Here is a 10,059-nt window from a genome sequence, read left to right on the forward strand (position 1 = left end):
AAAATTATATTACCATGCACGTATTTTATAAGTCAAGTTCAACGAGGCTTTATTTCAAATAGTGTGGAAAACTTCCGGTGGCAAGAACCCTAGCATAATCTTTTTGACGTAGACCTCCACGTTTCTTAAGCGTGTTACACATTTTCGCATAGGCGCTTGTAGTCTTTGATCCTTCCACGATTTGCAGGATACGAACTTAAGGCTATAATCCAACCTGTATAAACCACACCAAGTGTCCTGCAGGAAGCCAGTCGCGCATGTCGGGGGCAAAAGGTATAATTGTTTTACGTCGTAAGGCTTGAAGTTATATGACAATTCTTTCACCTCATCTGTATTTGAATATGCTTGAACTTAATGCCTGTAACTACTTTATTTTGTTGCATTTCGTGACCTTGGAGAGATGTGTTGTGAAACAGGTTCTTTTATTGTTATTTTTAAGGTTGTCTGGCGCAAAAAGAAAATCTGTGCGCGACATGCAGAGGAGAGATATCTGATGGAAAAGGTCTTTGATAGTGTATTGAAGACGATAGGAAAGACCCCAATGGTACAGCTTGACCGTCTCAAGGCCGCATGGAAGCTCGAGGGGACGCTTCTCGCTAAGCTAGAAAACCTCAATCCCGGATCAAGTAAAAAAGACCGGATCGCCCTGAGAATGATCGAGGAGGCCGAGTCATCCGGTGAACTTGAGCCAGGGCAACCCGTAGTGGAGCTCACTAGTGGCAACACCGGCACGGGGTTGGCCATAGTCTGCGCCGTCAAGGGCTACCCCTTTATAGCCGTCATGTCCAAGGGCAATTCCATGGAAAGGGCGCGGATGATGAGAGCCTTAGGAGCCGAAGTAATCCTAGTGGACCAAGCGGTGGGATCGCCGCCTGGTCAGGTTTCAGGACAGGACCTTGATCTGGTGGAAGAGCGTACACAGAAGATCGTGCAGAAACTCGGTGCTTTTAGGGCCGACCAGTTCAGGCTGGAAGGAAACATACGTGCCCATGAATACGGTACCGGCGAGGAAATCTGGGAGCAGACTGAAGGTTGCCTCGATGGCTTCGTCGATTTTGTCGGGACAGGCGGGTCTTTTGCGGGGTGTTCGAAGGCTCTGAAGAAGCATAATCCCGAGATCCGTTGTTATCTTCTGGAGCCAACTTCTTGCCCGTGGCTTGCAAAGCGGGAAGTGACCAATCCGAATCACAGGATCCAGGGTGGAGGTTACAGTCGAGACCTCCCTTTCGTCGATCCGTCACTGGTTACGGAATACCTGACGGTAACTGACGAGGAGGCCATTGAGGGGGCCCGGGCGTTGGCTCAGCACGAGGGGATATTTGGGGGGTTCTCCACAGGGGCCCACGTTTCTGCGGCTGCAAGGCTCCTGGAGGGTCAAGAAAAGGGAAGCACTCTTGTTTTTCTGGTCTGTGACTCGGGACTCAAGTACGTTAGTACCGACCTGTATCTCTAACGAGTGAAGTCAGTGCTGTAAAAAGGATGAGCGCAGGTAAGCGTGGCCCAGGTTGTAGGCGGCTAACTTCGTTTGGTTTAACATGAACCCCAGCCTTCGGACGTATCCGGACAATGTAGCGGAAATTATGATATGGACAGTATTCCAACCTATCCGAACACCTTAAGGCTTCAACCATACTTTCTGGTCAAATTGTCCGCACGAATTGGTAGTAATAGTCGCAATAAGTTTTACGTTCATAAGGAAGGGGGTCTTTAGGCATTGTTTAAATTTGACGAAAGTATAGAAACCTCTTTTCCTGGAGTGAAGATGGGATTCTTAATTATGTGTGGAGTCTCCTCTTCCCATCCGCATGAGGAAAGGGAAGTTAGAGAGGCGATTGCAGGATTACGTAAAAAATACGGCCAACTGGATAGGAAAGAGCTAAAAAAGCTTAACCCGATTCAGGCCTACGTAGCCTATTATAAGAGGTTTGGATATAGTTATCACGTTCTTGCCCAACTGGAATCCGTGTTGCAAGGGAAAAAATCACTGCATACCGAATCCGGCTTATTGCAGGCAATGCTCTTTTCTGAGTTAGAGAGTATGCTCCTTACTGCTGGCCATGATTTGGCCCAATTGCATCTGCCATTGCAATTGAAGGTGGCTACCGGTGCTGAGGTTTATCAATCCGTCTCTGGGAAAGAAGTGAGCACCGTAAGTGGAGATATGATGCTTTGTGATTGCAGTGCCACGATATCAAGTATTTTGAGAGGCCCAGATTACAAAAGCCGTATTATGCTATCTACATCAGACGTCCTTTTCTCAATTTATGCACCACCTGGGATTGATGAAAATTATATCAAAACCGATCTACAGAAATTAGAGAAAAGAATTATAGCTCTTTCCCAATCCTCGAAAACAGAACTGCTTCATGTTTTTTCCACTTAACTCGCCAAGAGTTAAACACTCTCAAAGTATAGGGCGTAAATATGGGTCTAATCTTTGCTATTTGTTTTTAAGTACAATTTCACTCCTACATATACATATATAATCGTAGACAATCAAGATGGTTTAAAGCCAAGCCAATCACCCCACCTTTTCCACCCTCTTCCTCGCTGGCACAAACTTGTTCAACGGCGAGGCCATAGCGTGCTGTTCTTTTATGTCGCCTAGGGTATAAGTTACATAACGCTTGGTCATCGTGAGGTTCGTATGTCCCATGATGCGCTGCCAAGAAAGCGTATCTCCGCCGTTTCGCAGGTAAGAAAGGGCAAGGGCATGGCGCAGGTAAGCAAGGTGCAGGTTGTAAGTAGCCGGCTTCATTTGGTCTGGCATGCACTCGAGTACGCACTTTCTAGTCTTTTGAGGATCGAAAGCGTCGGGATAGCGCTTGAAGAAGCGCGACAGATAATATGTGTAGTCCTGATGGTGCGTTCTGCCCTTCCTTCGGCCATCTTGAAGTATATAAATTCATCTGCCGTCTCTTGCCATGAAACGTCTTTCCTGAAAGGTATTACAACCATAAAAACACTCCCTTTCGCCTCATGCTGGCGGCAAGGGAGTGTAAAAGCAGCTTTTTCATGGACAACGGATTATGCATTTTTTGCCTAAATTGCAAGTTTAACGAAAAGTGTCGAGATTGCAGGTTATGCCTGTGTTTTTTAATCATGGCGCGCCCGGCAGGATTTGAACCCGCGACCAACGGATCCGAAGTCCGCCGCTCTGTCCACTGAGCTACGGGCGCACGAGAATTACACATCGGACAGCACTAGGAAAATTACCACAGGTAAGCGGATTAGTCAACAGGCGACTATAAAATCTCCTACAAATATTTTACGCGATCTTATAAAATTTCGACTCCAGTGTAAAAAGCCCTCCCTTGCTAACTAAACATTGAACGACAGGTTGGGAAAATGCCGGCAAATCATCGTAACATATAAAATCATCGTAACATATAAAAGAAGATTTATTGGATAACACGCTGTCCTAAAAATCTAGAGTAAATTTCGTATGGTTTGTTTTTAGCCATTATTATTTATTAAATTCTCTGCTTTATCGTGCTGGTTTGGAAACAAGTCAGCAGGAACTTTTTCCCTGCCCAAAGTGCTTGCTACCATAAATCTGGCACACTTTGAGTTGTCTTTAAGACAATAGCGCTTCTTCATTATGCCGGCAGTTGCTGGCATATTCTCCATCTTATCACGGAAAAAATTGCAGGTTTTTAAAAGCGGACATTCCATGAAGTCTTTTCCCCCTTAATACTAGAAGATATTTATTTAAGTAATTTATTATCTTACAAATCTGCCATATCACTAATCCACAAACTGATGACACAACTCATCAATTAGACAACTTTGATTCTTGCTGTTGCCTACTTTTATAGACCTGACATAAAATCGATTTATTTAGCATTGTTTTTTATTTCGAAGTGGATTTCTAATCGGGTGTAACTTTATCTGGACGCAAATATCCGATACAGGCAATTGGCTTTACTAAATCGCACTGCATTATATCATATTGTATAATTTTTTTGTATTATATAAGATTTGACTTTATATGCTATTTTGAATGCAAGAAAAGGCCTCTTATTTGATACTTGCAAAGGCGATTTTTTTGATCTTTATTTTCCTTTAAGAGACGGCTAAAATAAAGTAAGAGACGGCTAAAATAAAGGTTACTGTTTATTACTGCGAAACTTTTTATCGCGCTTTAATTTTTACAAGAGGGGTGCCACAAAAGATGAACCATAAAAGTGCCTTACATACTTTCCTGGAGGGGATTCGCGACGAAGTTCCTTTACTGCTTGCCGTTATTCCCTTTGGCGTAATCTACGGCATTGTAGCTTTAGAGGCAGGTCTGACTAAACTTCAGGCTCAGTCTATGTCTTACATTGTTTTTGGAGGCTCTTCACAGTTTGTGGCGAGTAAATTAATTGCCGAAGCTGTTCCGGCGTCTTTGATCGTGCTTACGGTGGCAGTGGTAAATTTGCGTCATATGCTTTACAGTGCTTCAGTTGCACCCTATGTGCAGGACCTTCCCTTTAGATGGAAAGCATTGCTGGCTTATCTTTTGACAGATGAAGCCTATGCAGTAGTTATAAATTATTATCAAAGACAGGAAGAACACCGCTATAGTCATTGGTATTTTTTAGGCGCCGGCCTTATCCTGTGGATTACTTGGCAGATGAGTACCGCTGCCGGCATCTTTATGGGTAAAGTACTCCCCCCAAGTTGGCCATTGGATTTTTTCCTTCCCCTAACCTTTATAGCCATCGTAGTCCCTTCTTTAAAGGATTATCCAAGCGTCGCTGCTGCTGTTGCTGCGGGGGTTTCATCTTTGATTTTTTATAAACTTCCCTATAGATTAGGTTTAATTGCAGCTTCCTTGGTCGGCATAACTACTGGATTCGTTTCTGAACATTGGAGGAAAAAATAGCTATGAACGTATGGCTGGTCTTGCTTTTAGGGGGAATTTTGACATACTTGACGAGATTGTCTTTTATCTTCCTTTTAGGAATTTGGGAAATGCCCTCGTGGATGCAGAGGTGTTTGCGGTATGTGCCTCCGGCTGTAATGACAGCTTTGATATTTCCGGAGCTTTTTATACAATCGGAAAAGTTTTTTGTTTCCTTTGGAAACGTGCGGTTATTGGCGGGCATAGCTGCCATAGTCACCGCACTTTTGACTAAAAGCATCCTTTTTACTATATTGGCAGGGATCCTTGCCATGATGCTCTTTAATTTCTTAGTGTAAAGACGCAGTAAAAAATGAAGTGTTGTTCCTTCATCGAGGAGGTTGCGCACAATACAACCCATCGCGCGCGAAACTTTTAAACAGCTACTATTAGTTTCCTGCGTCATCATAATTTCAAAAGATAGCCGCTTCTTTTTAACCAATCTCTTTGTTTTTTATGATCGGGCATCAGCATTTTGACTTTATCCCAAAAAGATCTTCCATGGTTTCTTTCTTCCAGATGAACGAGTTCGTGGATGACGACGTAGTCCAGAACTGGCAAGGGAGCCATTACCAACCGCCAGGAAAAGTTCAAATTTCCCTTAGAAGAACACGAACCCCATCTTTTTTGAGCATTGGTTATGTTTATTTTGTTATATTTTAATCCTCGTTTCTTGGCGTAGAGATCGACCCTTTCGGAAATTTTTTCAAAGGCTTTGTCTTTATACCACTGTATAAATACTTCTTGCGCATGCGGAAGCGCATATCTTGAAAGATAAAATGCGCCTTCTAATTTCAACGGCTCACTTTGGTCTTCTACTATATTTAATTTGTAGTATCTGCCTAAATACAGAAACCCTTCCCCATTGACGAATTCTTTTGGGGAAAGTTTTTGGTTTCTAGTAGAGGCCTCTTTTTGCTTTTTTTCGACCCAACGCCTGTGTTTCGAGACGATCTCAGCGATCGTCTCGTCATCAAGGTTAAAAGGAGCCCTGATGATCAATTTGGCATCGTCCGTCACGTACAAAGCTACCGTTTTTCTTTTCGTTCGGATTATTTTCTCGATCTGCACGTCCATGGGCTTCATTTTATTTTTCTCCATAAATGTGATAAGCAAGCTCGATCAATTTCTGCGCTATCTCGTTTCTTTTTTTGAACCAAGTTTTCTTAATACCCGTAACGTAAGGTTCAGACGATTCGCTTGCCATATAAATCATTTCAGGGGGTTGTGTTTTATTGCTGGGCTGTACGCTAATTAACAGGCGTGATATGATGTAGGACTTTAGCTGCCTCTGTTTTGTATAATTTTCCCAGAAGTCAACGACCTTGATTTCCCTTTTTGTGATTTCGATTACGTCTTTTGTTAAATCCACCAGAAAGTCTATGTCTTTCTTGCTCAGCTTTTCAATTGGTTTTTTACCGAACATTTCCCGCTTAAGGAGCCCGAAAAAGGGCATTTCCTTCCTGGGATCAAAGCCAAAGGTCTCTTCAGCGCTTCTTCCCTCTTTCATGGACTCCCTTATCTTTTCCAGTTCAAGGGCAAGGATTTCCCAGTTTTCTTTGTACTCTCTAAGAATTCTATTCAATAAATCAGAAAATCTCTCGTAGAATTCAGGGTCTTCTTCGAAATGTGTGTTGATATGTTCTACTATGGCATATTTCAGCTCTTGCGCCTTAGCCTTGCTCGACCTCTGCTTTTTAACTTTTTCCATAAAATTGTCGTCAAAAAGGGGTGTAGGAGGTATTTTAGGATCAACGCCCTTCGATACCAGATATTCCTCGACTATTTCCCTTATCTTTCTGCTGGCGTCCCTTATACTGAGCCTGTCATCCCTGTACCTGTTTCTAGCCGATTCTTTAATAAAATTAAGAATTTTCAAGTCCGCAGCATATTTTAAGCCTTCCGGGTCAGGTAGGACGGCGTCCATGACCTTGTTAAATCGCCTCACGAGCATTATGAATTCGTTTCTCGTCTCCTCGTCGACCAAAAGATCTATGCATGCGTCCACGTCATCGCGCCAGTTCTTTATGTGGTTCTTTTTAAAGAAATCGTCTATCTGACAACAAATGTATCTTAATTCATCGATGCTTTGGGCCTTATCTTTGACCACCTGCGCAATTTCTTCTATATCTTCGTCGGCGTAAATTGAAAGAGATTCCCTTAAATGCTTTAAGACCCCTACGTAATCTACTACAAAGCCGCAAGTCTTATTTTTGTAAACCCTGTTTACCCTAGCTATGGCCTGCAGTAAATTATGACCCTTGATCACATTATCCAAATACATCACCTGCTCAACGGGGGCATCAAAGCCCGTGATGAGCATGCTCTGTACGACCAAAATGCAGACGTCGCCGGAAATACCGTCTTCGCCTGTTCTGTCGAAGGGAAGCTTAAAGCTTTGTATGATCCTATCATGCTTCCTTTCATCGGTGTAGGGTTGATATTCGGGGTCGTCATCGGGAGGTCCGGATATTACTACTTCTACTTTTATTTTTTCGAGCGCCTTAATGTCCTCGTTAGAGCCTTTCTTTTTCATTTCTTCTATCTTTTCTTTTAACGCCTCTTCAAGGGCTTTTTTATACCTTATGGCAGCAAGTCTAGAGACAGTGACGACCTGAGCCTTAAATCGATTAGGAAAGACATGGGTAATGTAGTGTTCTATCATGTCTCTTGCTTTGTCTTTTATGACGCTCTCGTTTTCTAAATAGGCCCTCCACGTGTACCTTCCCATAATTTTCGCCTTTTCATCGGCATCGATGATTGAAAAGATGTCCTCGAACTTCGCGTTTGCAGCTTCTTCGTCAGAAAGCTCTGCACTATGGATTCTACCCTCGTATACGATTTCAACGGTTACCTCGTCCTCGACGGCTTGCTTTATGCTGTATTTGTCAATATATTCCCCAAATGTCATCTCCGTTTTTTCGATGGGCGTTCCCGTATAGGCAATCCTTACAGCGTTTGGCAAGGCTCTTTTTAGGTTAGCGCCAAGCAATTTATATTGCGTCCTGTGCGCTTCGTCGATCATAACAAGAATGTTAGGCGATGTATTTAGCACGGGGAATTGAGTTTTAAGATCTCTTTCCTGAAATTTATGGACCATGCACATGACGAGATCCGGGGTATCTGTTTTTAAAAGCTTTTTTAGCTCCCGCGTGTTTCTTGCAAGGTGAACGGTAAATCCGACGCTTCTCGACGTGTCTCTCAGCTGTTTTTCGAGGTCTCTTCTGTCTGTTACAAAGATAATTTTAAAATTTCTGAATTCGGGGCTATGGTACATCTCCCTTACGGTGAACATCATCGTCAATGATTTTCCCGACCCCTGGGTGTGCCAGACGATTCCCCCTCTTTCTTCCGGAGTTTTGCCCTCCCTAAGCCTTTTTATTATTTTTTTAACGGCTCTAAACTGCTGGTATCTTGCCACAACTTTGATGATGCCGCCCTTTGAGTCTTCCTTAAAAATTGTATAAGTATGAAGGATGTCCAAGAAGTTGTCTTTTGAGAGCATCCCCTGAACCAGGACCTGTTGGCTTGTGATGTTTCCTTTTGAATTTATGTCTGATAAAGCATAAGGGTAAGGATCTTTCCACTCGACGAAGTAATCGTAATCAGCGGTGATGGTGCCATATTTTGCAACTTGGTTGGACGTCGAGATCGTAAAAAAGTTATACCAAAAAAGCTTTTCATTTCCTTCCTTTATTCCTCTTCTGTTGGAGTATCTTAAGAGCCGAGTGATTCCCTCCGCAATCGGGTCTGCTGTTGTAGGCGACTTGCACTCGACGACGACCAAAGGCAGGCCGTTTACGAATAGTACTATGTCCGGTATTATGTGCTTCTCTGTGCCGGGGATGTTTACCTTAAACTGCGAGATGGCGATGAAAGAATTGTTTTCGGGATTGCTGAAATCTATGAATTTGACCGTTGGGCTTTTTCCGCCTGTCTTTCGGTTTTCGGATACCGAAGTGTTTTCAACGAGAAGATCGTGTATTTCGTTGTTGGCTTCCAGGAGGAAATTTGCAGTCGGCGTAGTTATCCTTCTTACGACCTCGTTTATCTGGTCTTCTTCGATCCAGGGGTTTATTTTCTCAATGGATTTTCTTAAAACGTCTTCAAGAATTATATCCCTGAAGCTTTCCCGTAAATGCGAGCATTCGTCATATAGGGGATCAAAGGACGGGTCGAAAGATTTAATTTCCCTTAGGTCCTGCGGGTCGCCACTATTTTGCTTGTAAACCTCCCAACCGAGCCCTAAAAGTTGGGCGAGGAAAGGATTTTCCACATAATGTTCTTCATCAAGCCTTTGGTACATCTTTAAGTCTCCTTGATTAAATGGTTAACTCGGACTTTTCCGGTCAACAAGTCCTGCATTAACCCCTGTTTTATCCTTTCAAGTTTTTCTTTATACCGCTCTTCTTTTTCGATTACTTCGTCAATTTGAGATAGTACTGAGGCGATGCGATGTTGTTCGGGGAGGGGTGGGAGGGGGATTTTAATTGTTGAAAATCTGCTTTTATTAACAATAGGAACAGCTTGCAATCCCGCCTCATGCTTCAATGGAGTTTGAGAATAAAACAAAACAAAATAAAATAAAGCATCAGGATTAAAAATGTTGATATCAGGTATAATGGAGTTTATTTGTTGATTTGTTGTACATATACTTTTAGTCATAGCCACCTTTCCAATAGTTGAACCGATACACACGACGCAAATGGAATAAGGGAGTACAGATCTTGAAATTTTGAAACCACATTCGGAAAGCTTTTTTTGAGTGTCAGTTATGAATTTGCTATTTGTAATGTCTTCTGGGGATATAAATAAATAACAATCTCCGTAATATTTAGGGTTTGCAGTGGGCGGCGTGCTTCCTGTTATCACTTTTCCTGCTTTGCCTATATTCGCCACTTCCCACTCCTCTGGTAACCTGCCAAGTGGCGAGTCCTTGAATTTGTGCGTCTCTTCGCTTCTTATCTGACCCTTTTCGTCTATGCCTTTGGTCAGCAAATCCTGCATCAGGCCCTGTTTTATTCTCCTGTATTTTTCGATTATGGCATCGGTTTTTTCTATTGCCTTGTCTGCAGTTTCTAGGATTTCAGCAATTTTGCGTTGTTCGGTGAGAGGTGGCAGAGAAATGCAAAGATTTCTCAGTTCATTGCGTCCAATTGCTTCAAAAGTAC

Annotated in this window: 10 protein-coding genes and 1 tRNA gene; 4 read left to right on the forward strand and 7 right to left on the reverse strand. The window is 42.8% G+C overall.

Translation table 11 applies throughout. The features are described from left to right. The first annotated feature begins 493 nt into the window (after positions 1-493). Positions 494-1,453 (forward strand): PLP-dependent cysteine synthase family protein, encoded by a 960-nt coding sequence (locus Q7P41_RS08385; protein WP_303883435.1) that lies wholly within the window; start codon positions 494-496, stop codon positions 1,451-1,453. A 261-nt stretch (positions 1,454-1,714) separates the two neighbouring features. After that, complete coding sequence (locus Q7P41_RS08390; RefSeq protein ID WP_303883436.1) at positions 1,715-2,383, forward strand: hypothetical protein; 669 nt, start codon at positions 1,715-1,717, stop codon at positions 2,381-2,383. 138 nt (positions 2,384-2,521) lie between these two features. Here the strand turns inward: Q7P41_RS08390 and Q7P41_RS08395 are convergent, their stop codons facing one another. From Q7P41_RS08395 to Q7P41_RS08410, 4 genes are all read right to left on the reverse strand, one after another. Then, positions 2,522-2,758, reverse strand: coding sequence for a tyrosine-type recombinase/integrase (locus Q7P41_RS08395; protein WP_303883437.1), 237 nt, complete (start codon positions 2,756-2,758; stop codon positions 2,522-2,524). Beyond that, positions 2,755-2,958, reverse strand: a complete 204-nt coding sequence (locus Q7P41_RS08400) for a hypothetical protein (protein WP_303883438.1) — start codon at positions 2,956-2,958, stop codon at positions 2,755-2,757. The genes Q7P41_RS08395 and Q7P41_RS08400 overlap by 4 nt, the downstream gene beginning before the upstream one ends. Positions 2,959-3,103: 145 nt before the next feature. After that, positions 3,104-3,179: transfer RNA gene (locus Q7P41_RS08405), tRNA-Arg, on the reverse strand. Between the two features lie 277 nt (positions 3,180-3,456). After that, positions 3,457-3,675 (reverse strand): hypothetical protein, encoded by a 219-nt coding sequence (locus tag Q7P41_RS08410; RefSeq protein WP_303883439.1) that lies wholly within the window; start codon positions 3,673-3,675, stop codon positions 3,457-3,459. Positions 3,676-4,174: 499 nt separating this feature from the next. Here Q7P41_RS08410 and Q7P41_RS08415 point away from each other — a divergent pair, with 499 nt between their 5' ends. Next, positions 4,175-4,870 (forward strand): AzlC family ABC transporter permease, encoded by a 696-nt coding sequence (locus tag Q7P41_RS08415; protein ID WP_303883440.1) that lies wholly within the window; start codon positions 4,175-4,177, stop codon positions 4,868-4,870. Positions 4,871-4,872: 2 nt separating this feature from the next. After that, complete coding sequence (locus Q7P41_RS08420; protein WP_303883441.1) at positions 4,873-5,187, forward strand: AzlD domain-containing protein; 315 nt, start codon at positions 4,873-4,875, stop codon at positions 5,185-5,187. Positions 5,188-5,293: 106 nt separating this feature from the next. On the opposite strand, the gene Q7P41_RS08425 is transcribed toward Q7P41_RS08420, so the two are convergent. The 3 genes from Q7P41_RS08425 to Q7P41_RS08435 form a co-directional block, all read right to left on the reverse strand. Further along, on the reverse strand, positions 5,294-5,974 hold the full coding sequence (locus Q7P41_RS08425) for a M48 family metallopeptidase (protein ID WP_303883443.1): 681 nt from the start codon (positions 5,972-5,974) through the stop codon (positions 5,294-5,296). Between the two features lies 1 nt (position 5,975). After that, a complete protein-coding gene (locus Q7P41_RS08430; protein ID WP_303883446.1) occupies positions 5,976-9,194 on the reverse strand; it encodes a type I restriction endonuclease subunit R in 3,219 nt (1,072 codons plus the stop codon). Between the two features lie 2 nt (positions 9,195-9,196). Then, positions 9,197-10,059 (reverse strand): restriction endonuclease subunit S (locus tag Q7P41_RS08435; RefSeq protein ID WP_303883448.1); only part of this gene is annotated, 863 nt, incomplete at its 5' end.

Source organism: Acetomicrobium mobile (genome assembly GCF_937920065.1).

Bases quoted from the DNA above. Each gene is read 5' to 3' on its own strand.
- Q7P41_RS08425 (WP_303883443.1), bottom strand. From the start codon at position 5,974: ATGAAGCCCATGGACGTGCAGATCGAGAAAATAATCCGAACGAAAAGA.
- Q7P41_RS08415 (WP_303883440.1), top strand. From the start codon at position 4,175: ATGAACCATAAAAGTGCCTTACATACTTTCCTGGAGGGGATTCGCGAC.
- Q7P41_RS08410 (WP_303883439.1), bottom strand. From the start codon at position 3,675: ATGGAATGTCCGCTTTTAAAAACCTGCAATTTTTTCCGTGATAAGATG.
- Q7P41_RS08430 (WP_303883446.1), bottom strand. From the start codon at position 9,194: ATGTACCAAAGGCTTGATGAAGAACATTATGTGGAAAATCCTTTCCTC.
- Q7P41_RS08420 (WP_303883441.1), top strand. From the start codon at position 4,873: ATGAACGTATGGCTGGTCTTGCTTTTAGGGGGAATTTTGACATACTTG.
- Q7P41_RS08395 (WP_303883437.1), bottom strand. From the start codon at position 2,758: ATGAAGCCGGCTACTTACAACCTGCACCTTGCTTACCTGCGCCATGCC.
- Q7P41_RS08400 (WP_303883438.1), bottom strand. From the start codon at position 2,958: ATGGTTGTAATACCTTTCAGGAAAGACGTTTCATGGCAAGAGACGGCA.
- Q7P41_RS08385 (WP_303883435.1), top strand. From the start codon at position 494: ATGGAAAAGGTCTTTGATAGTGTATTGAAGACGATAGGAAAGACCCCA.